This is a genomic window from Kytococcus schroeteri (genome assembly GCF_002847825.1).
Lineage (GTDB): Bacteria > Actinomycetota > Actinomycetes > Actinomycetales > Dermatophilaceae > Kytococcus > Kytococcus schroeteri.
Window position 1 is genome coordinate 79285 of sequence record NZ_PKIZ01000012.1, and the last position, 20133, is coordinate 99417.

Here is a 20133-nt window from a genome sequence, read left to right on the forward strand (position 1 = left end):
ACCACGGACCCAGGGAGGCCCCGCGTGCAGGACCCCACCGCACTGTTCCGGATCGAGGACCCCACCGACATCGACCCGCGCTCGGTGCGCACCGACGTGATGTGGCTGGCCACCGGGGGACTGGTGGACGCCGGGGACGTGGAGAAGAACGCCGTGGCCCACGTGCTGGCCACCATGGAGTCGCGCGTGGTGGCCACCTTCGACGTGGACGCCCTGCTGGACTACCGGGCGCGCCGCCCGCTGCTGACCTTCCAGCGCGACCGGTACATCTCGGTGGCGGCGCCCACGCTCGTGGTGCACCGGGTGACCGACCCGGCCGGCCGGCACTTCCTGCTGGTCAACGGCCCCGAGCCGGACTACCAGTGGGAGCGCTTCATCGCCGCGCTGCAGGTGCTGGCCCGCGAGTTCGGCGTGCGCACCCTGGTCTCGGCCCACGGCGCGCCGATGCAGGTGCCCCACACCCGCCCCACGGGCCTGACCGCCTACGCCTCGGACGAGCGCCTCATCGCCGACCACGCGTCGGTCTTCGGCACCATGCAGGTGCCCGGCAGCGTGGACGGCCTGGCCCACCTGCGCTTCGGTGAGGAGGGCTTCGACACCATCGGTTTCGCGGTGCACGTGCCGGGCTACCTGGCCGACCGGGAGATGCTCGACGGCACCGTGGCGGCGCTGCACGCGCTCTCGGAGTCCACCGGCATCCAGGTACCGATGGACGGCCTGGAGGAGCGCGCGGCGGTGAACCGACGTGAACTCGACGAGCTGGTGGAGCAGAACCCCGAGGCGCTCGAGGTGGTGCGCACCATGGAGCAGCAGTTCGACGAGTTCATGGGCTCCCAGCAGCGTCGCAGCCTCACCGCGCACGACGTGGCCAAGCTGCCCAGCCCGGACGAGATCGCCTCGGACCTCGAGGAGTGGCTGGCCTCCGGCGCCACGATGAAGGACGCCCCCAACGAGCCCGGCGACGACGAGCCCACCGACAAGGGGGCATCCGACCGCGGCCCCCGCGCCGACGACGCCCGCGGCGAGGGCGACCCGGAGGAGCCCGACGGCGACGAGGGTCACCCCCCGAGCGCCGGCGGTTCCACCTCGTGGCGCTGACCCGTCGGCTAGATTCGAGCACCGGACCGCCGTCCCCCACCTCAGGAGGAGCCATGGGACTTTTCTCGCGCCAGAGCAGCAAGGACAAGGAGATGGAGCGCCGCGCTGCCGCGGCCGCCCGGACCGAGGACCCCGGCATGGTGGACAAGGCCGCCAACGCTCTGGCCGACCGCCTGCTGAAGGTGGGCATCGACGGCGTGGGACCGGTGGAGGGCGCCCAGAAGGTGGCCGAGAAGGCGCTCGTGGCCGCCGGCGGCGACCGCGCGAAGGCCGAGAAGATCATCGCTTCCTCGCACTTCAAGAAGATCGCCGGTGGTGGTTTCGTCACCGGTCTCGGTGGCCTCATCACGATGCCGGTGGCGCTGCCGGCCAACGTGGTGGAGTTCTACCTGCTCACCACCCGGGCGGTGGCGGCCATCGCGCACCTGCGCGGCCACGACGTGCAGCAGCCCGAGCTGCGCTCGGCGGTGCTGCTCACCCTGGTGGGCGCCGACGCCCGCGACATCCTGACCTCCGCCGGCATCCCCGGCACCCTGGTCTCCGGTGGCCGCCTGGCCTCGCTGGCCAGCCGCCAGCTGCCGGCCCCGGTGCTCATGGTGGTCAACAAGGCCGTGGGCTTCCGCCTGCTCGCGCAGACCGGCGAGAAGGTGCTGGCCCGCCTGGGCAAGGCGATCCCGCTGGCCGGCGGCGTCATCGGTGCCGGGCTGGACGTGTACATGTTCAACCGCATCATCGACCACGCGCGCGAGGAGTTCCCGCAGCAGGGCGCCTGAGGAGGGCCTCGGGCAGGCTCTGCTCGTCCACAGCCCCGGCCCCGGACCCGTCCCCGAGCGGGTCCGGGGCCGGTGGCATGGGGGCATGACGACGATCCCCAGAGTCCGAGACCTGCCCGACCTGCTCACCGTGGTGCCGCTGCTGGCCGGCTTCACCCCCACCGACGCGGTGGTGCTGGTGTGCCCGACCCCCACCGGCAGGGTGGCACTGCAACGCATCGCCCTGCCGCCGCGCGAGGCGTGGGGCGACCCCGCCGCCGACGCCGAGGACCTCGTGGCCCTGGTGCTGCCGGCCCTCGTGCGCGCCGGTCTCGACCGGCTCACCGTCATCGGCTACCTGTCGGACCCGATGGACGAGGAGTACGTCGGGGGACTGGTGGCACGGGCGGAGGACTGGTTCCTCGAGGCCGGCGTGGACGTGCTGGGCGCGGCCCTGGTCTGCGAGGGCTCCTGGTGGCGGCCGGAGTGCCCCTGCGACGACCCGTTCTGCGGGGAGCCGCGCCCCGTGCCCAGCCTCCACGAGTCCGCCGCGGCCACCGCGCTCATCGCCGACGGGGCGATGGTGCACGCCTCGGCCGAGGAGCTGCTGCTGCCCTGGGTGCAGTCCGAGGAGGACGAGCTCACCCCCGAGGCGCTCCACGCGGCCCGCGAGCGGTGGGCCGGCCGCAAGGGACGGGCCCGGCTGCGGCGCGAGGCGCTGGCGCAGTGGGCCCGGTTGGTGGGGGAGGAGGGGGCCGAGCTCACCGACGAGGAGGTGGCGGCGGCCCTGTGGGCGGTGCGGCAGGTGGACGTGCGCGACGCCCTGGTGGCCTGGCTGACGCCCGGGGACGTGCCCCGTGACGTGCTCGACGCCTCCGCCTGGGCCGCGGTGGAGAAGGCCCTCGGGGACCCCGCCGAGCACCACCACCCGATGCGGTGGACCGCGTGGCCGCTCACGGGGAACCTGCGCCGGCTGGCCACCCGGGTGCCCTCCACCTGTGCGGGGCCGCTGCTGTGCACGGCCGGGCTGTGGGCGTGGTGGAACGGGGACGGGGTGGTGGCCCGCTTCCTGCTGGAGCGGGCGCTGGACGCCGAGCCGGGGCACACGCTGGCGGGGCTTCTGCTGCGGCTGGTGCACCACGGCATCCCCCTGGACGGGGGTGTCGCGGCCTGTCCCGCGGGGCCCGGTGCGGCGCGGGTCGCCGGGCTCTAGGCTGGGGCCCACTCACCCACCCACAGGAGGCCCAGAGCATGGCAGTCATCGTTGGTTACATCGCCTCGGACGAGGGGCGTGCGGCGCTCCGCTTCGGCGTCGACGAGGCGATCCGCCGCTCGGAGCCCCTGCAGGTGGTGCACTCCGCGCGCACCGGCAAGGGCAGCGGTGCGGACTCCACCCGTGCGTTCGTCCGCGAGCTGGAGAACGCCGAGTCCGCCCTGGCCGAGGCGGGGGTGCCGCTGGAGCGCCTGGACTTCGACCGTGGCAACGACCCCGCGGAGGACCTCGTCGAGGTGGCCGAGCAGGCCGAGACCAACGGCAAGCCGGCCGTCATCGTCATCGGGCTGCGTCGTCGCACGCCGGTGGGCAAGCTGCTGCTGGGCTCCAACGCCCAGCGCATCCTGCTCGAGGCGCCGTGCCCCGTCATCGCGGTGAAGGCCGTCTGAGCCGGCCCACGTGACGTCGCCGGGAGGGCCCCGTGGCCGCCCCCGGGGCCACCCCGCGCGACAGGGCGCGGGGTGGTTTTTTATAATGGGGGTGTTCCATCAGGCCGCGAGGCCGATCCGCTCACCGGTGGTCGCACCACGTCGCCGGTCCGTCGGTCTCCTCGGGTCGCCGGACGGTCGCCCACTCGGGGCGGTCCGTGAATCCCCATGATCTCGTGCCCGGTGGTTCGCCGTGCCCGTGTCACCAGGAAGGACCCTGCTCCGTGACTGCTCCCGCGTCCGACCCCGCCGCCGAGGCGACCACCGAGACCCCCGCCGTCAGCGAGCCCGTGACCGCGGTCCTGGGCAAGCAGATGATCGACAAGCCGGGCCTCGCCGAGTTCGTCGAGAAGGCCGTCGCCGACGGCAAGGTGGCCACCAACAAGGTCAAGGAGGCCATCGAGGGCGCCGACCTCACGGCCACCCAGGCGCAGCGGTTCATGAAGAACCTGCGTTCCCAGGGCGTGGAGCTGCACTTCGACCAGGAGATGGCCGCCGAGCTGGCCCAGCAGCAGCGTGGTGTGAAGCCCCGCACCACGCGCGCCAAGAGCACCACCAAGCGCACCCCCAAGGCCAGCACCACCACCACGCGGACGACCGCGGCCAAGTCCACCACCGCGAAGTCGACCGCCAAGAGCTCCACCGCCAAGACGACTGCCGCGAAGACCACGACGGCCAAGAGCACCACCGGCACCTCCACCACCGCGAAGTCGACCACCGCGAAGGCCACCACCACCCGCAAGGCCACCGCCGCGGCCAAGACCTCCACGGCCAAGAAGACCACGGCCAAGGGCCCGGCCAAGAAGACCACGGCCAAGGCGAAGACGACCGCCCGCAACGCCTCGGCGGACGCCCCGGAGCTCGACGAGATCGCCGCCGAGGACGAGGCCGAGGAGAAGGCCGCCGCCGAGGGCAGGGACACCAACGAGCTGGTGGCCGGCGAGACCTCGCAGGCCGCGCCGCAGAAGGCCACCGCCGACGACGAGTCGGAGTCCCGTGGCTTCGTGCTGCGTGCCGACGACGAGGCCGACGCCCCGGCCCAGCAGGTGGTCACCGCCGGCGCCACCGCCGACGCCGTGAAGGACTACCTCAAGCAGATCGGCAAGGTCGCCCTGCTCAACGCCGAGCAGGAGGTGGACCTCGCCAAGCGCATCGAGGCCGGCCTGTTCGCCGAGCAGCGCCTGAACTCCGACGAGAAGATCGACGCCAAGCTCAAGCGCGAGCTGTGGTGGATCGCCTCGGACGGCAAGAACGCCAAGAACCACCTGCTCGAGGCCAACCTGCGCCTCGTGGTCTCCTTGGCCAAGCGCTACACCGGCCGCGGCATGCTCTTCCTGGACCTCATCCAGGAGGGCAACCTGGGCCTCATCCGCGCCGTCGAGAAGTTCGACTACACCAAGGGCTACAAGTTCTCCACCTACGCCACGTGGTGGATCCGTCAGGCCATCACCCGCGCCATGGCCGACCAGGCCCGCACCATCCGCATCCCGGTGCACATGGTGGAGGTCATCAACAAGCTGGCCCGCGTGCAGCGCCAGATGCTGCAGGACCTGGGCCGCGAGCCCACCCCGGAGGAGCTCGCCAAGGAGCTCGACATGACCCCGGAGAAGGTCGTGGAGGTGCAGAAGTACGGCCGCGAGCCGATCTCGCTGCACACCCCGCTGGGCGAGGACGGTGACTCCGAGTTCGGTGACCTCATCGAGGACTCCGAGGCCGTGGTGCCCTCCGACGCGGTGTCCTTCACCCTGCTGCAGGAGCAGCTGCACTCGGTGCTCGACACGCTCTCCGAGCGCGAGGCCGGCGTGGTCTCGATGCGCTTCGGCCTCGCGGACGGCCAGCCCAAGACGCTCGACGAGATCGGCCGCGTCTACGGCGTGACCCGTGAGCGCATCCGCCAGATCGAGTCCAAGACCATGTCCAAGCTGCGCCACCCGAGCCGCTCGCAGGTGCTCCGGGACTACCTGGACTGAGGCCGCGCGGCCTCCACGCGCGAAGGGCGCCACCCGTGGGGTGGCGCCCTTCGCGCGTGCGGTCCGGGGGACGGTCCCGGTGGGTGCCCGGCTCAGGCGCCGGCCGATGCGGGGAAGAGCACCCGCTTGAGACGGTCGACGCCGCCCTCGGTGGCGTCGAGCGAGGCGACGACCTGTTCGCGCAGCGCGTCGGCCTCGGCCCGCTCGGCCTCCGGTCCGGCGCCGCCCTCGACCGGGCGGGCGTAGCGGGCGTCGTCCACCCGCTGCGCCAGCTCGTGCAGGGGACGGTCGTCCAGGCCCGGCCGCTGGGCCAGCAGGTGGGCCGCCTGGCCGTGCACGGTGTCCGCGGCGCGGGTGGTGATGCCGCGGTCCAGCAGGTCCAGACGCAGCACCTCCCAGGCCGCCGACCAGGGGGAGTCCTCGCGCTCGAGCACGCGGGCCCGTGCGCGGCGCGCCCGCCAGGGTTGCACCGCCAGCGCCAGGGCCACCAGCAGGAGCACGCCCAGGGCCGTGAGCACCCACTCGAGCCAGGCCGGGGCGCCGGTGGACGACTGGCCGGCGTCCTCCGAGGACGGCGAGGGGGAGGCCTCGTCGGAGGAGGACGACGGGGAGGGGGACGCCGAGGCGTCGGACGAACTCTCGCTCGGCGACGGCGAGGCCTCGCTGGGGGAGGGCGAGGTCGAGGGCAGCGTGCTCGGCGCGGAGGTCGGCTGGCTGTACTCCGGCGCCGCGGAGGCGCGGCTCGAGGGGGTCGGCTCGAAGCGGAGCCAGCCCACGCCCTCGAAGTACAGCTCCGGCCACGCGTGGGCGTCGTTGCGGCGGACCAGGCGTTCGGGGCCCACGTCGGACCCCCGGCCCAGCTGCTCGCCGGTCTCCTCACCCGGCAGCACGCCCATGGCCATGCGGGCCGGGATGCCCTGCTGCCGGGCCATCATGATCATCGTGGTCGCGTACTGGGTGCAGTAGCCGCGCCGCTCGCGCAGGAAGGCCTCCACCATCGACTCCCCGGCCTGCGGCTCGGCGGCGTCCAGCGAGTACCGGAAGTCGCCGTTGCGCAGCCAGGCCTGCATGGCGCGGGCCTTGTCCAGGGGGGCGGCCTGCGGGTCCACCGCCTCGGCGTTGGCCTCGCTCACGGCGGCCTGCAGCTCCTGCGGCACCTCCAGGCTGGCGGCGGTCACGTCGTCGGCGTTCTGGCCGCCGTCGGTGCGCAGCTTCTCCGGTACGCGCGGCTCCAGGACCGCGCCCTCGTAGCGCTGGGCCTCCTCGGCCACCCACACCGCGTCCGTGCGCGGGTCACCGGTGACGGCCACGGGGGAGCGCAGGTCCACCGGGAACGAGGGCGTGGCCAGGAAGGGCGGCCGGATGCCGGTGGCGGTCACCGCGAACTGCTCGGTGGAGCTCTTGAGCACGTCGGCCCAGTCCACCCGCGGCAGTTTGTCCGGCACGGTGCCCTGCACCGCCCGCGGGTCGCGCAGCACCTCGGCGGCCGCCCGGCCCTCCACGGGCTGCCATCGGTCGTCGGCGAACCGATCGGTGGCGGTGATCCGCAGCGGGCCCGGGTCGTCCGAGGAGCTGTGCCAGAGCACCACCGGGCGCTCGTCACCGCTGGTGAGGTCGGCACGCAGGTCCATGGACTCGGTGAAGTCCACCGTGGTCAGGGAGGTGTTCTCGGCCAGGCCGCGCCCGGAGAGCTGAAGGTCGCGCTGCGGCAGCGTCGCCGGCACCACCAGGGCGGCCGCCACGGCGGCGGCGGTGAGCACGACGGCCGTCGCCAGCAGCACGCCACGCCCCGGGGCGCCCGTCACGCCCTGGCCGCGGGCCGCGTCGTCGGCGGTCTCCGAGGAGCGGTGCAGGGCCAGCAGGGCGGTGAACAGCAGGGCCAGCACGAGGAACCACCACCACGGCTCGTGGGTGGTGCGGTTGGCGGCCAGGGTCACGAACACCAGCAGCGGTGCGATGGCGGCCACGAGCACCGAGCGGGCGGTGTGCACGGCGGAGTCGGTGAGCACGGTCACCAGCGCCACGAGCGCCAGCAGGCAGAAGGTGAGCGAGGGGTCGGCGGGCACCGGGGCCGAGGCCACGGCGAGCAGCTCGCCGGTGGCCCGCACGTGCTCGGCCACGGCGGTGGCCGTGGCGGGCGTGGGCAGCACGCCCAGGGCGAGGGTGCCGGCGAGCGTCCCGCGCAGCAGCCACACCAGGGCCACCAGCCCCTGGACCAGGCTGCCCAGCACGGCTGAGCCGGTGAGCAGGCGCACCACGGCCGAGGTGGCCACGAGCGCCAGCACGAGGCGCACCGTGGACCCCCACCACCCGCCGTCGGCGAAGAGGTGGGTGGCCGGCCAGAAGACCGTGAGCAGGAGCCCTGTCACGAGCAGTGCCGAGACCGGCTGCGTGCGCTCCCAGGGACGACCACGGCGGGGGGTGCCGGGGCGCGCGCCGTCGTGGGGTGCCCCGGCGGGGGAGTTCAGGGGGGAGCTCATCGGGTCTCACCTCGGGAGGTCGTGCGCGTCAGGAGGTCCACGGCGCGACGCACCTGGGCGTCGGCCGCGCGGGCCGCCTCGGCGCCCGGCGGGGTGCCGCCGGCGGCCGCGGCCGGCGCCGGGCCCCAGGTGGCCACGCGCCACCCGGCACGGCGCAGTCCGAAGACGGCGGTCTCGCGGCCGGAGGGGGCGTCGGTCACCAGCAGTGCGCTGCCGGTGTGGCGGGGGTGGCGGGCGGCCAGGTCGCCCAGGGCGGTGGTGGTGTCCCCGACGGTGAGCAGGAAGGGCACGCCGCCGCGGCGCGGTGCGGTCAGGGCGGCCTCGGTGAAGCCGGCCGGGCGCGAGCCCCGCGGGGCCACGCGCGCCAGGTGGGCCAGGGCCTCGGCGCGGGTGAGGTCGCGCTCGTGCAGGCGCTCCTGCCAGCCCGATGCGGTGAGCAGCCGGACGCGCAGCCCGGCGCGGGCCGTGGCCTCCACGAGGGTGGCGGCCACCCGGACCGCCCCCTCGAAGGCCGCCGGCCCCGGGCAGTCGCCACCGTCGGAGGCGGGCTCTCCCCACGCGGCGGCCTCGTCGAGCACCACGAGCACCCACGGCACGAGCTCCGTGTCGTCGTGGCGCACCATCAGCTCGCCGGCGCGGGCGGTGCTGCGCCAGTGCACGCGGCGCACGTCGTCGCCCCGGCCGTACTCGCGCACCGCCGTGGCGTCCAGGGAGTCGGAGGTGGGACGGGCGCTGAGGGTCCGTTGGGCAGCGTCCTGCACGAGGCGCCGGACCCGCGTCGCCGGGTAGTCGACCGCCCGCGGCAGCACGTCCACCGCCAGCGCCTCGCCGGACCGGGTGAGCGCCTGGCGGGTCAGGCCGAAGGGGTCGGAGCGGTCGAGCAGGACCGGTCCCAGCTCGAAGCGGCCCCGGGCCCCCGCCCGCAGGTCCACGGTGCGCTGCGTCGCCCGGGGGCCCACCACCATCGTCCCCAGCTCCACCGGCTCGCCCCAGGTGGGGTGCAGCGGCAGGTGCGCCACCACCGGCGGGGACGGCAGGGGAGAGGTGGACCGGGTGGCCACCTGCACCTGCACCGCGTCACCCGCCCGCGGTGCCGCCGGCTCGGTCGACAGGTCGGAGTGGGTGGTCCGGGCCGCGCCCAGCCCGAGCAGCCAGGTGAGCAGCGGCAGCACCACCAGCAGCACGCCGAGGCGGCTGAGGTCGCCCAGGGCGAAGTACTGCCCCGTGCCCACCAGCACGAGGCCCGAGAACACCAGCACCCACCCGCGCAGGGTGAACCCGGGCAGGCGGCGGGAGGACACGGAGGCCATCAGGGGGCGACCGGGATCACGCGGTGCGGTGCACGGGCACCTGGGCGAGCACCTGGCGGACCACGTCCCGGGCGTCCACGTCGTGCTCCACGATGAGGCGGTGCGGCAGGGTCCACGGGGCCACGCGCTGCACGTCGTCCGGGGTCACGGCCTCGCGCCCCTGAAGGGCCGCGTGGGCGGCCGCGGTGCGCAGCAGGTGCAGCGAGGAGCGCGGGGAGGCGCCGAGCACCACGTCGGGGGTGCTGCGGGTGGCGTGCACCAGGTCCACCACGTAACCGCGCAGGGCGGCTGAGGCGTGCACGCGCCGCGCGGCGGCCACGAGCGACTGCAGGTCGGCCACGCTCATCACCGGGCGCAGCCGCGCCAGCGGGTCGTCGCCGACCTGCTCGTCCAGCATCGCGATCTCGGCCTCCCGCGAGGGGTAGCCCAGGGAGGTCTCGCACGCGAAGCGGTCGCGCTGGGCCTCCGGCAGGGCGTAGGTGCCCTCCATCTCCACCGGGTTCTGCGTGGCCATCACGAGGAAGGGCTCGGGCAGCGGGCGGGTGGCCCCGTCGACGGTCACGGTGTGCTCGGCCATCGCCTCCAGGAGGGCCGACTGGGTCTTGGGCGAGGCGCGGTTGATCTCGTCGGCGATGACGACGTTGGCGAAGACGGGCCCGGGGTGGAACTGGAACTCGCCCCGGTCGGCGTGCCAGACGCTCACGCCGGTGACGTCGCCGGGCAACAGGTCGGGCGTGAACTGGATGCGGCCCACGGTGCCGCCGCTGGCGGTGGCCAGGGCGCGGGCGAGGGTGGTCTTGCCGACGCCGGGCACGTCGTGGAGCAGCAGGTGCCCCCCGGACAGCAGGGTCACCAGGACGGTGTCGAGCACCTCGTCGTCGAGGTGGACCACCGAGGAGACGGCGCGGCGCAGGGCCTCGGCGCCGGAGCGCACGTCGGCGGCCGAGCGGGGCGGGATGTGGGTCGACATGCGCACATGGTGCCGTACGGGCGCGCGCTGGGGGGTGCTCCACACCTCCTCCACTTTCCTCCACCACCGCGCTCCACGGGGCAGGATCTGGCCTGTTCTCGTGGGGGTGTGGCGCCGGGGTCGAGGCTGGACGCGCCGGGGTGCCCGTGGGTCCGGCGCGTGGATTTCGCACTATGTCGCCGATGTCGTGGGGCGGGGGGGAGTGGGGGAGCGGAGGGGGTCCGTGGTGGAGCAAAGTGGAGTACGCTGGAGGTGCCCATTGATGACGCCGTCGTGACCGGCGACCGAGCGCGCCTGACCAGGAGACGAGGTGAGCCGTCCATGTTCCTCGGGACGTACACGCCTCGCCTCGACGAGAAGGGCCGGCTCTTCCTGCCGGCCAAGTACCGGGACAAGCTCGCCCACGGCCTGGTGGTCACGCGCGGGCAGGAGCGGTGCCTCTACGTCTTCCCGATGGCGGAGTTCGAGCGGCTGGCCACGGCCATGCAGTCCACCCCGGTGAGCAGCAAGGCCGTCCGCGACTTCCAGCGCGTGTTCCTCTCGGGTGCCTCCGACGAGGTGCCCGACAAGCAGGGGCGCGTGGTCATCCCGCCGGCGCTGCGTGAGTACGCGGGGCTCTCCCGCGACTGCACGGTCATCGGGACGGGCAACCGGGCCGAGATCTGGGACACCGCGGCCTGGGAGGAGTACCTGGAGAAGACCGAGCAGGCCTTCTCCGAGCAGTCCGAGGAGGTGGTGCCCGGTCTGCTGTGACGTCCTGCCGCGCCGGCCCCTGCCGCGCCGCCCCCGGCACACCTTCCCCGGTGCCGGGAGCAGCCGGCCGGGACCAGCTCGGCAGGGCCCACCGCCCACCACCGCGCACCACCTGCCCCACACCGCCCCACCGGACCGACCGACCGCCACGACCCCGCCGCATCACCCCGCACCACCCGACCAGCACCGCCCCACCGGGGAGGAGGACCGATGACCGCCGAGAAGCCCACGCACACCCGCCACGTGCCGGTGATGCTGCCGCGCATCCTCGACCTCCTGGCCCCGGCCCTGGAGGCGGCGGACCGGCCGGTGCACCTCGACGGGACGCTCGGCATGGGTGGCCACGCCGAGGCGGTGCTGGAGCGCTTCGAGCACGTGCGGGTCGTCGGCATCGACCGCGACCCGCAGGCCATCGCGCTGGCCTCCGAGCGCCTGGCCCGCTTCGGCGACCGCTTCGTGGCCCACCACGGCACCTACGACGAGGTGCCCGAGGCCCTGGCCCTGCACGGCGTGGACGCGGCCGAATCGATGCTCTTCGACCTCGGGGTGTCCTCCCTGCAGCTCGACGAGGTGGACCGCGGGTTCTCCTACGCCCGCAACGCCCCGTTGGACATGCGCATGAACCCCACCGTGGGCGCCTCGGCCGCCGACGTGCTCAACACCTACGAGCACGGGGAGCTGGCCCGTGTGCTCAAGGAGTACGGCGAGGAGCGCTTCGCCGGCAGGGTCGCCAGCGCCGTGCTCCGGGAGCGCGAGGTGGAGCCGTTCACCGACTCCGCCCGTCTCGTGGAGCTGCTGGAGCGCACCGTGCCGGCCGCCTCCCAGCGCACCGGGGGGCACCCGGCCAAGCGCACCTTCCAGGCCCTGCGCATCGAGGTGAACAGCGAGTTGTCCATCTGGGCCACCACCGTGCACCGCGCGCTGGACCACCTGGCCGTGGGTGGTCGCCTGGCGGTGCTCTCCTACCACTCGCTGGAGGACCGTCTCACCAAGCAGGCCCTTGCCGCCGGGGCCACCTCCAGCGCGCCGCCCGACCTGCCCGTGGAGCTGCCCGAGCATGCGCCCTGGCTGCGCCTGGTGACCCGTGGCGCCGAGCAGCCCGACGAGGCCGAGCGCGCCGCCAACCGCCGTTCCAGCTCCGCCCGCCTGCGCGTGGCAGAGCGCACCCGTACCGCCGACCGCCCGTCCCGGAGGGAGAACCGATGACCACCGCACCGTGGAGCGGCCCCCGAGGCCTGCGAGGACGGTCCCTGCCCGGCACCGACGCGCTGCGTCCCGCCGCGTGGGGTCGCGCCGTCGGGGCCGCCGCGGGTACGGGTGTGCGGACCGCGCGGGGCTACGTCACCTCCTGCTCGCGCAAGGTCTTTGCCGTGCTCTGCGCCGTCCTCGTGCTGCTGGCGATGGTGGCCGCGCTGCTGCTCAACACCGCCCGCGGGGCCGGGGCCTTCCAGCTGGCTGAGGCCGAGAGCTCGCAGCGACAGGCCGCCGAGACCCGCCTGGCCCTCGAGGCGCAGGTGGACGAGATGAACTCCCCGGAGCAGGTCTCGCGCCGCGCCGAGGACCTGGGCATGGTGCCGGCTGGCACGATGGGGTACGTCGACCCGGCCTCCGGGAGCGTCGTCGGCGAGGCCGAGGTGGCCGAGGCCGCACCCACGAAGGAGGACGCCTCGAAGGACTCCGCCAAGGGCAAGGACCCGGCCCGCGGCGAGGGGGCCGGCAAGGACTCCGAGGACGAGGGCGCCGCCCGGGGCAAGGGCCCGAAGGACGCGGCGAAGCCCTCGTCGAAGACCGCGGACCGCCACTGACCACCCCGGAGGGAGCACGGATGGCCACCACCCTCCGTCGCCGCCGCGCGCGACGCCGGACCAGCAGCGCCGCACCGGGCCACCCGGTGCGGCGCGCGCGGGTCATGCTCGTGGCGGCCGCCTTCGTGCTCACCCTCTTCGTCGGCCAGCTGTTCCGCCTCCAGGCCCTGGACGGGCCGGCGCTGGCGCAGACGGCCCTGTCCTCGCGCATGGTCACCGAGCGCGTCCCGGCCCTCCGGGGGTCGGTCGTGGACGACGGCGGCACCGTGCTGGCACGCAGCGTGCCCACCCGCCACGTCACCGCCGACCCGGAGCTGCTGCGCGACTACGACGGCAGCCCGAAGCGCGGCATCGCCCCCGGCTCGAAGGGCGCCGCCGAGGCCCTGGCCCGGGAGCTCGGGCTCGACCAGGCGGAGGCGCGCGAGCTGCGCCGCGCCATCGACGAGGCGCCGGGCCGCTTCCTCTACGTGGCCAAGGACGTCACCCCCTCGGACTGGCGCGCCGTCGACGACCTGCGCCTGCCGGGCGTGCGGTCCGAGCCCTCCAGCGTGCGCACCTACCCGCTCGGCTCCACCTCCGCGCCCCTCATCGGCTGGGTGAACTCCCAGCAGGTCGGGTCCGGTGGCGTCGAGGCGATGCAGGAGAAGACGCTCGCCGGCACCCCGGGCACCCTGGCCTACCAGCGGTCGGCCGCCGGGGGACGCATCGCGACCACGGCGATGGACATCAGCGAGGCCCAGCCCGGCCGCGACGTGCAGCTGACCATCGACTCCGACATCCAGTTCAAGGCCGAGCAGCTGCTGGCCGAGCAGGTGCGGAAGATGGGCGGCATCTCCGGCACGGCCATCGTGCAGCGCACCGACGGTGACGTGCTGGCCGCCGCGTCCTACCCGGGATTCGACCCCACGGGCCGTGTCAAGGACCCCACCGAGCGCAACAACCCGATCTTCACCGAGGTGTTCGAGCCCGGCTCCACCGGCAAGGTCGTCACCGCCTCGGCGGCCCTGGAGGAGGGCCTCGTGGCGCCGGAGACCAAGCTCGTGGTGCCCAACCGGCTGCCGCGCTCGGACAAGAAGTTCAAGGACTCCCACGACTACGGCACCCGCTACCTGACCTTCGCCGGCGTGCTGGCCACCTCGTCCAACATCGGCACGATCATGGCCGGCGAGGAGCTGGGGCGCGACCGCCTGCACGACTACCTGAGCGCCTTCGGCATGGGGCGCTCCTCCGGCCTGGGCTTCCCCGGTGAGTCCGCCGGCATCCTCGCGCCGCCGGAGAAGTGGAGCGACACGCAGTACTACACGGCGATGTTCGGACAGGGCGTCTCCGGCACGGCCATCCAGCAGAACACCGTCTTCCAGACCCTCGCCAACGGCGGGGTGCGCGTGGCGCCGCGCCTGGTGCGTGCCACCCGGGAGCAGGACGGGCCGTGGGAGGAGACACCGAAGGACGCCGGCGAGCGCGTGGTGAGCCAGCGCACCGCCGACGAGATGACCCGCATGCTCACCGCGGTGCCCACCCAGGAGGGCACCGCCCCGCAGGCCGCCGTGCCCGGCTACGCCGTGGCGGGCAAGACCTCCACCGCCCAGCGCTACGACCCCGAGAAGGGTCGCTACGACGGCGTGACCGCCTCCTTCGCCGGGTACGCCCCCGCCGACGACCCGCAGCTGGTGGTCTCGGTGACCGTGCAGAAGCCCGAGGTCGCGCCCTGGGGTGGCGTGGTGGCCGGCCCCGTCTTCTCCGACCTCATGGGCTTCGCCCTGCGCCACGAGGGGGTGGCCCCCTCGGCCGAGCGGGCCGAGCACCCGCCGCTGACCTTCGACCCCCGCGAGTTGGTGGAGCGCGCGCCCAGGGGTGGCGACGGCGGCTCGTCCGGCGCCACGCCCTCCGACGCCCCCTCGACCGGTACCACCCCCTCCCCGGGTGCACCCGCCACCGGCTCGGGGGAGAATGCACCGACCGCCCCCTCCGACCCCCAGGAGCAGACCCCGTGATCCCGCTGACCTCCCGACAGCTCGCGCAGGTCGTCGACGGAACGCTGGTGGGCGATGCCGACCGCGTCGTCGACGGCGGCGTGGTCACCGACTCCCGCCTCGCCGGCCCGGGGTCGCTGTACGTGGCCCGGCGGGGGGAGAACGCCGACGGGCACGACTTCGTGGAGGGCGCCCTGGCCCACGGGGCGGTGCTGACCCTCGCCGAGCGCGAGGTGCCCGGCGACCACGTGCTCGTGGCCGACACCCAGGAGGCCTTCGTGCGCCTCGCCCGGTGGATGGTGGACGAGCTGCCCGACCTGCAGGTGGTGGCCGTCACCGGCTCCTCCGGCAAGACCTCCACCAAGGACCTGCTCGGCCAGGTGCTCGCCGAGGCGGGGGAGACCATCGCCCCCATCGAGTCGTACAACTCCGAGGTGGGCGTGCCGCTCACCGTCTGCCGGCTCGAGCCCACCACGCAGTACCTCGTGGCCGAGATGGGTGCCTCCGGGCCCGGCCACATCGCGTACCTGACCGCCGTCGTGCCGCCCCGGGTGGGCATCGTGCTCAACGTGGGCTCGGCCCACATCGGGGGCTTCGGGTCCCAGCAGGGCATCGCCGACACCAAGGCCGCCATCGTGGAGGACCTGCCCGCCGACGGCCTGGCCGTGCTCAACGCCGACGACCCGCTGGTGGCCGCGATGGCGCAGCGCGTCCGCTCCGGTGCCGTGCAGACCTTCTCCCTGGACCCCGAGCGCGCGGCCGCCGACGAGTCGGTGACCGCCTGGGCCGAGGGGCTCGAGCTCGACGAGGCCGGCCGGGCCCGCTTCACCGTCGCGCTGCGCCCCGCAGCGGGCGACCCGCAGGCCGTGGAGCGCCACGCCGTGCACCTGCGCGTCCGCGGGGCCCACATGGCCGCCAACGCGCTGGCCGTGCTGCTGGCCGTGCGCCACGTGGGCGTGCCCGTGGCCGATGCCGTGGCCGCCCTGGGCCGTGCCGAGGCCGTGAGCCGTTGGCGCATGGAGGTCACCGACCGCCCCGACGGCGTGATGGTCATCAACGACGGCTACAACGCCAACCCGGAGTCGATGCGGGCCGCCCTCACCGCCCTGGGTGACATGGCCCACGGCCGCCGCACCTGGGCCGTGCTGGCCGGCATGCTCGAGCTGGGGGAGGCCTCCGAGGCCCGCCACCGCGAGCTGGGGCGCGCGGCGGCCGAGCGCGGCATCGACGTGGTGGTGGTCGTGGGCGACACGGCCCGCCCGGTTGCCGACGGAGTCCACGACTTCACCGCCGACACAGGGCAGGATGGCCCCGAGGTCGTCATCGCCACGGATTCGCAGGAGGCTCGCACCATGCTGGAGGAACGACTGCGTCCCGGGGACGTCGTGTTGTTCAAGTCCTCCCGTGACTCCGGCATGCGCGTGCTGGGCGACCAGGTGGCGGGGGTCGTCGCGTGATCGGCGTCGTCGTCGGCGCCGGGGTGGCCCTGCTGGTCGTGCTGCTGGGCATGCCCACCTTCATCCGCTACCTGCAGGCCAAGCGCTACGGCCAGTACATCCGTGACGACGGGCCCACCTCGCACAACGTCAAGCTGGGCACGCCCACCATGGGCGGCTTCGTCATCCTCGCCGGCGTGGTGGCCGGCTGGGCGTCGGCCCACCTCGCCCTGTGGGAACTGCCCACCTGGTCGAGCTGGCTCATCATGCTGCTGATGCTGGGCATCGGCGCCGTGGGCTTCCTCGACGACTTCACCAAGATCGCCCGCAAGCACAACCTCGGCCTCACGGCCAAGCAGAAGCTGCTCGGGCAGTTCGGCGTGGCCACCGCCTTCGCCGTGCTGGCCCTCACCCGCGAGGACCAGTTCGGCCAGACCCCGGCCAGCACCGCCATCTCGTGGGCGCGCGACACCCCGCTGGACCTCGCGGGCCTCGGCGGCGTGGTCGGCGCGGTGCTCTTCGTGCTCTGGGCCAACCTCGTCATCGGCGGCATGTCCAACGGCACCAACCTCACCGACGGGCTCGACGGCCTGCTCACGGGCCTGGCCGCCATCGTCTTCGCCGCCTACACGCTCATCACCTTCTTCCAGTTCTCGCAGCACTGCGGCACGCACGCCATCGAGGGCTGCTACGAGGTGCGCGACCCGCTGGACCTGGCGATCATCTGCGCGAGCATCGCCGGCGCCTGCATCGGCTTCCTGTGGTGGAACGCCTCCCCGGCCAAGATCTTCATGGGCGACACCGGGTCGCTGGCCATCGGCGCCGCGCTGGCCGGCGTGGCCATCCTGAGCCGCACCGAGCTGCTCGTCGTGGTGCTCGGCGGCGTGTTCGTCATGGAGACGCTCTCGGTGATGATCCAGGTGACCTCGTTCAAGTCCACCGGCAAGCGCGTGTTCAAGATGACCCCCATCCACCACCACTTCGAGCTGCTGGGGTGGCCGGAGGTCAACGTCGTGATCCGCTTCTGGATCCTCGGCGGACTGTTCGTCGGCGCCGGACTGGCGCTCTTCTACACCGATTGGCTGGTGCGCTGATGCCGCGGCTGGTGCCGACCGAGACGGACTTCACCAGCCCGGAGCCGCGCGGTGGTTCCCTGACCAGCCGGGAGGCCGACTGGTCCGGGCTGCGCGTGCTCGTGGTGGGGCTGGGGCTCAGCGGGTTCGCTGCCGCCGACGCGCTGCTCGAGCAGGGTGCGTCCGTGCTCGCCGTGGAGGGCCAGGAGCCCGCCGAGGGGAGCGATCTCGCCGAGCGGGTGCGGCTGCTGGAGATCCTCGGGGCCGAGCTGGCCACCGGTGAGGCGGGCCGGCCGTGGTTCGCCCGGGGCGGGGGTGCCCAGGAGGCCTGCGCCGCGATGCTGGAGCAGGCCGGCACCGAGGTGGTCGTCACCTCGCCGGGCCTGCGCCCGGACACCCCACTGCTGGCCGCGGCCCGCGCTGCCGGTCTGCCGGTGTGGAGCGAGGTGGAGCTCGCCTGGCGGATGCGCCCCGCCGAGGGTGCCGCCCCGTGGCTGTGCGTCACCGGCACCAACGGCAAGACCACCGTGGTGCGCATGCTCACCGCCATGCTGCGGGCCAACGGTGAGGAGGCCGTGGCCGCCGGCAACGTGGGCAAGCCCATCATGGAGGCCATCCTCGACCCGACGCGCCACGGCGCCATCGCGGTGGAGCTCAGCAGCTTCCAGCTGCACCACACGTGGACGGTCTCCCCGCAGGCCTCGGTGGTGCTCAACATCGCCCCCGACCACGTGGACTGGCACGGCTCGCTGGAGGCCTACGCCGGCGACAAGGGCCGCATCCACCACAACACGCAGGTGGCCGCGGTCTACAACGCCCAGGACGAGGTGACCCGCGCCCTGGTGGAGCAGGCCGACGTGGTGGAGGGCTGCCGTGCGGTGGCCTTCTCCGTGGGCACCCCCGGGCTCAGCGAGCTGGGCCTGGTGGAGGACGTGATGGCCGACCGCGCCTTCACCGCCGACCGCGCCACCACCGCCCTGGAGCTGGGCACCCTGGAGGACCTCACCCGCGACGGCGTGCCGCCGGCCCCGCACCTGGTGGCCAACGCGCTGGCCGCCGCAGCCCTGGCCCGCGCCCACGGTGTGCCGCCGGCCGCCGTCCGGGAGGGGCTGCGCGCCTTCCGCGCCGACCCGCACCGCATGGAGACCGTGCTCGTGGCCGAGGGCGTCACCTGGGTGGACGACTCCAAGGCCACCAACCCGCACGCCGCCGCCGCGGCGCTCACGGCCTCGTCCAGCATCGTCTGGGTGGCCGGGGGAGACCTCAAGGGTGCCGACGTGGACGGGCTGGTGGCCGACGTGGCCGACCGTCTCAAGGCCGTGGTGGTGCTGGGCAAGGACGCCGACGCCGTCGCCGGCGCCGTGGCCCGCCACGCCCCGCAGGTGCCGGTGGACCGGGTGACCGGCACCGAGCCGGAGCAGGCCATGGCCGATGCGGTGTCCGCCGCCTCCGCGCGCGCCGGAGTCGGCGACCTCGTGCTGCTCTCGCCCGCCGCGGCCTCCATCGACATGTTCTCCGACTACGGCCAGCGCGGCGACCTGTTCGCCCGCGAGGTGCGCCGCCTGCACGGCGGGGACGGGCAGGTCCCCCTCGATGGCTGAGGGCGCCCACCCGTTCGACGCGGGGCGCCGCCAGGCCCTCAAGGAGTGGCTCGACCGTCCCGTGACCGTGGCCCGCCTGGCCGTGCTGGCACCGCTGGCGCTGCTCGTCATCGGCCTGGTGATGGTGTTCTCCGCCTCGTCGGTGTCGGCCTACACCGAGAGCGGGTCGGTCTACGCCGAGCTCGTCAAGCAGGCCACCTTCGCCGGCCTCGGACTGGTGGGGGCCACCGTGCTCGCGCTGCTGCCCGTGGCCTGGCTCCGCCGCCTGGCCTTCCCGGCCCTGGTGGGCACGGGGGCCCTGCAGGTACTGGTGTTCACGCCGCTGGGCGTGGCGGCCAAGGGCAACCGCAACTGGATCATGATCGGCGGCCAGACGATGCAGCCCTCGGAGCTGCTCAAGCTCGGGCTGGTGCTCGGCGGTGCCTTCCTGCTCGCCCACAAGGTGCCCCGCCTGCGCGAGCTGCTCCACCTCGTGGTGCCGTTCGTGGTGCCGGTGGTGGCGGGCTGCCTGGGGCTGGTGCTCGCCGGCCGCGACCTCGGGTCCGCGCTGGTGCTGCTGGCCATCGCGGTGGGCATGCTGTGGGTGGCCGGGGTGTCCCTGGTGTGGATGGGGGGAGGCCTCGCCGCGGCCGCCCTGCTGGCGGTGGTCCTCGCGGTCACCTCGCCCAACCGCATGGCCCGCATCGCGGTGTGGCTCAACGACTGCTCCAGCGCCCAGCAGGAGAACTGCTACCAGAAGGTGCACGGCGAGTACGCCCTGGCCGACGGCGGCTGGTGGGGCGTCGGTCTGGGGGCCAGCCGCGAGAAGTGGTTCTACCTGCCCGAGCCGCACAACGACTTCATCTTCGCCGTCATCGGTGAGGAGCTGGGCATGCTCGGTGCCTGCCTGGTGATCGGGCTGTTCGCCGTCATCGGGTACGTCTGCTACCGCGTCATCGCCGGCACGCGCGACACCTTCGTGCGCATCGCGACGGCCGGCATCATGGCCTGGCTGCTCGGCCAGGCGATGGTGAACATCGGCTCGGTCATCGGCCTGCTGCCCATCATCGGGGTGCCGCTGCCGCTGGTCTCCTCCGGTGGCTCGGCGCTCGTGGCGGCGCTCTGCGCAGTGGGGGTGCTCGTGGCCTTCGCCCGCGACCAGGTGCCGGGCGCCCGCCGCCTCGGTGCCCCGGCCCGCCGCGGCCCCGGCGGGCCGGCCGCGCGTCGTCCCG

General features: G+C 74.1%; 16 protein-coding genes. 13 read left to right on the top strand and 3 right to left on the bottom strand.

Translation table 11 applies throughout. The features are described 5' to 3' along the window. The first annotated feature begins 24 nt into the window (after window positions 1-24). From CYJ76_RS07425 to CYJ76_RS07445, 5 genes are all read left to right on the top strand, one after another. Window positions 25-1098 carry a PAC2 family protein gene (locus tag CYJ76_RS07425; RefSeq protein ID WP_070705299.1) on the top strand — a complete coding sequence of 358 codons (1074 nt, stop codon included), beginning with the start codon at window positions 25-27 and terminating at the stop codon, window positions 1096-1098. A gap of 53 nt (window positions 1099-1151) precedes the next feature. Continuing rightward, window positions 1152-1871: an EcsC family protein gene (locus tag CYJ76_RS07430; RefSeq protein ID WP_101849698.1), complete on the top strand. Its 720-nt coding sequence runs from the start codon at window positions 1152-1154 to the stop codon at window positions 1869-1871. An 85-nt stretch (window positions 1872-1956) separates the two neighbouring features. Then, window positions 1957-3063 (top strand): DUF4192 domain-containing protein, encoded by a 1107-nt coding sequence (locus CYJ76_RS07435; protein WP_070705301.1) that lies wholly within the window; start codon window positions 1957-1959, stop codon window positions 3061-3063. A gap of 38 nt (window positions 3064-3101) precedes the next feature. After that, window positions 3102-3512: a universal stress protein gene (locus CYJ76_RS07440; protein WP_070705302.1), complete on the top strand. Its 411-nt coding sequence runs from the start codon at window positions 3102-3104 to the stop codon at window positions 3510-3512. Window positions 3513-3865: 353 nt separating this feature from the next. Next, a complete protein-coding gene (locus tag CYJ76_RS07445; RefSeq protein ID WP_101849713.1) occupies window positions 3866-5521 on the top strand; it encodes an RNA polymerase sigma factor in 1656 nt (551 codons plus the stop codon). A gap of 92 nt (window positions 5522-5613) precedes the next feature. On the opposite strand, the gene CYJ76_RS07450 is transcribed toward CYJ76_RS07445, so the two are convergent. Genes CYJ76_RS07450 through CYJ76_RS07460 form a run of 3 tightly spaced genes read right to left on the bottom strand, consistent with a single transcriptional unit; the run spans window position 5614 to window position 10281 of the window. Further along, window positions 5614-8001 (bottom strand): transglutaminase domain-containing protein, encoded by a 2388-nt coding sequence (locus tag CYJ76_RS07450; RefSeq protein WP_101849699.1) that lies wholly within the window; start codon window positions 7999-8001, stop codon window positions 5614-5616. Continuing rightward, on the bottom strand, window positions 7998-9302 hold the full coding sequence (locus CYJ76_RS07455) for a DUF58 domain-containing protein (protein WP_180802244.1): 1305 nt from the start codon (window positions 9300-9302) through the stop codon (window positions 7998-8000). Before CYJ76_RS07455 ends, CYJ76_RS07450 begins: the two co-directional genes overlap by 4 nt. A gap of 25 nt (window positions 9303-9327) precedes the next feature. Further along, entirely contained in the window at window positions 9328-10281 is a 954-nt protein-coding gene (locus tag CYJ76_RS07460) for an AAA family ATPase (RefSeq protein ID WP_070703836.1), read from the bottom strand. A 321-nt stretch (window positions 10282-10602) separates the two neighbouring features. On the opposite strand from CYJ76_RS07460, the gene mraZ reads away from it, so the two are divergent. The 8 genes from mraZ to ftsW all read left to right on the top strand — a co-directional run. Continuing rightward, window positions 10603-11034 (top strand): division/cell wall cluster transcriptional repressor MraZ, encoded by a 432-nt coding sequence (gene mraZ, locus CYJ76_RS07465; RefSeq protein WP_070703834.1) that lies wholly within the window; start codon window positions 10603-10605, stop codon window positions 11032-11034. A 210-nt stretch (window positions 11035-11244) separates the two neighbouring features. Continuing rightward, the gene (gene rsmH / locus CYJ76_RS07470) at window positions 11245-12240 is read left to right on the top strand and encodes a 16S rRNA (cytosine(1402)-N(4))-methyltransferase RsmH (RefSeq protein WP_070703832.1); all 996 of its coding nucleotides are present in this window, start codon (window positions 11245-11247) and stop codon (window positions 12238-12240) included. Beyond that, complete coding sequence (gene ftsL, locus CYJ76_RS07475) at window positions 12237-12839, top strand: cell division protein FtsL (RefSeq protein ID WP_070703829.1); 603 nt, start codon at window positions 12237-12239, stop codon at window positions 12837-12839. Before rsmH ends, ftsL begins: the two co-directional genes overlap by 4 nt. A gap of 20 nt (window positions 12840-12859) precedes the next feature. Then, window positions 12860-14833: a peptidoglycan D,D-transpeptidase FtsI family protein gene (locus CYJ76_RS07480; RefSeq protein ID WP_101849701.1), complete on the top strand. Its 1974-nt coding sequence runs from the start codon at window positions 12860-12862 to the stop codon at window positions 14831-14833. Continuing rightward, the gene (locus CYJ76_RS07485) at window positions 14830-16269 is read left to right on the top strand and encodes a UDP-N-acetylmuramoyl-tripeptide--D-alanyl-D-alanine ligase (protein ID WP_101849702.1); all 1440 of its coding nucleotides are present in this window, start codon (window positions 14830-14832) and stop codon (window positions 16267-16269) included. Before CYJ76_RS07480 ends, CYJ76_RS07485 begins: the two co-directional genes overlap by 4 nt. Next, the gene (gene mraY, locus CYJ76_RS07490) at window positions 16266-17342 is read left to right on the top strand and encodes a phospho-N-acetylmuramoyl-pentapeptide-transferase (RefSeq protein WP_070703191.1); all 1077 of its coding nucleotides are present in this window, start codon (window positions 16266-16268) and stop codon (window positions 17340-17342) included. The genes CYJ76_RS07485 and mraY overlap by 4 nt, the downstream gene beginning before the upstream one ends. Beyond that, window positions 17342-18922, top strand: a complete 1581-nt coding sequence (murD, locus tag CYJ76_RS07495) for a UDP-N-acetylmuramoyl-L-alanine--D-glutamate ligase (RefSeq protein WP_101849703.1) — start codon at window positions 17342-17344, stop codon at window positions 18920-18922. Before mraY ends, murD begins: the two co-directional genes overlap by 1 nt. Continuing rightward, the coding region (gene ftsW / locus CYJ76_RS07500) for a putative lipid II flippase FtsW (protein WP_101849704.1) at window positions 18915-20133 on the top strand (1219 nt) is incomplete at its 3' end. The genes murD and ftsW, both read left to right, overlap by 8 nt.

What these genes read in the sequence shown, in the direction of transcription:
- CYJ76_RS07450 (WP_101849699.1), bottom strand. Translation starts at nt 8,001, where the DNA reads ATGAGCTCCCCCCTGAACTCCCCCGCCGGGGCACCCCACGACGGCGCG.
- mraZ (WP_070703834.1), top strand. Translation starts at nt 10,603, where the DNA reads ATGTTCCTCGGGACGTACACGCCTCGCCTCGACGAGAAGGGCCGGCTC.
- CYJ76_RS07480 (WP_101849701.1), top strand. Translation starts at nt 12,860, where the DNA reads ATGGCCACCACCCTCCGTCGCCGCCGCGCGCGACGCCGGACCAGCAGC.
- CYJ76_RS07440 (WP_070705302.1), top strand. Translation starts at nt 3,102, where the DNA reads ATGGCAGTCATCGTTGGTTACATCGCCTCGGACGAGGGGCGTGCGGCG.
- CYJ76_RS07430 (WP_101849698.1), top strand. Translation starts at nt 1,152, where the DNA reads ATGGGACTTTTCTCGCGCCAGAGCAGCAAGGACAAGGAGATGGAGCGC.
- CYJ76_RS07435 (WP_070705301.1), top strand. Translation starts at nt 1,957, where the DNA reads ATGACGACGATCCCCAGAGTCCGAGACCTGCCCGACCTGCTCACCGTG.
- murD (WP_101849703.1), top strand. Translation starts at nt 17,342, where the DNA reads ATGCCGCGGCTGGTGCCGACCGAGACGGACTTCACCAGCCCGGAGCCG.
- CYJ76_RS07460 (WP_070703836.1), bottom strand. Translation starts at nt 10,281, where the DNA reads ATGTCGACCCACATCCCGCCCCGCTCGGCCGCCGACGTGCGCTCCGGC.
- rsmH (WP_070703832.1), top strand. Translation starts at nt 11,245, where the DNA reads ATGACCGCCGAGAAGCCCACGCACACCCGCCACGTGCCGGTGATGCTG.
- CYJ76_RS07445 (WP_101849713.1), top strand. Translation starts at nt 3,866, where the DNA reads ATGATCGACAAGCCGGGCCTCGCCGAGTTCGTCGAGAAGGCCGTCGCC.
- ftsL (WP_070703829.1), top strand. Translation starts at nt 12,237, where the DNA reads ATGACCACCGCACCGTGGAGCGGCCCCCGAGGCCTGCGAGGACGGTCC.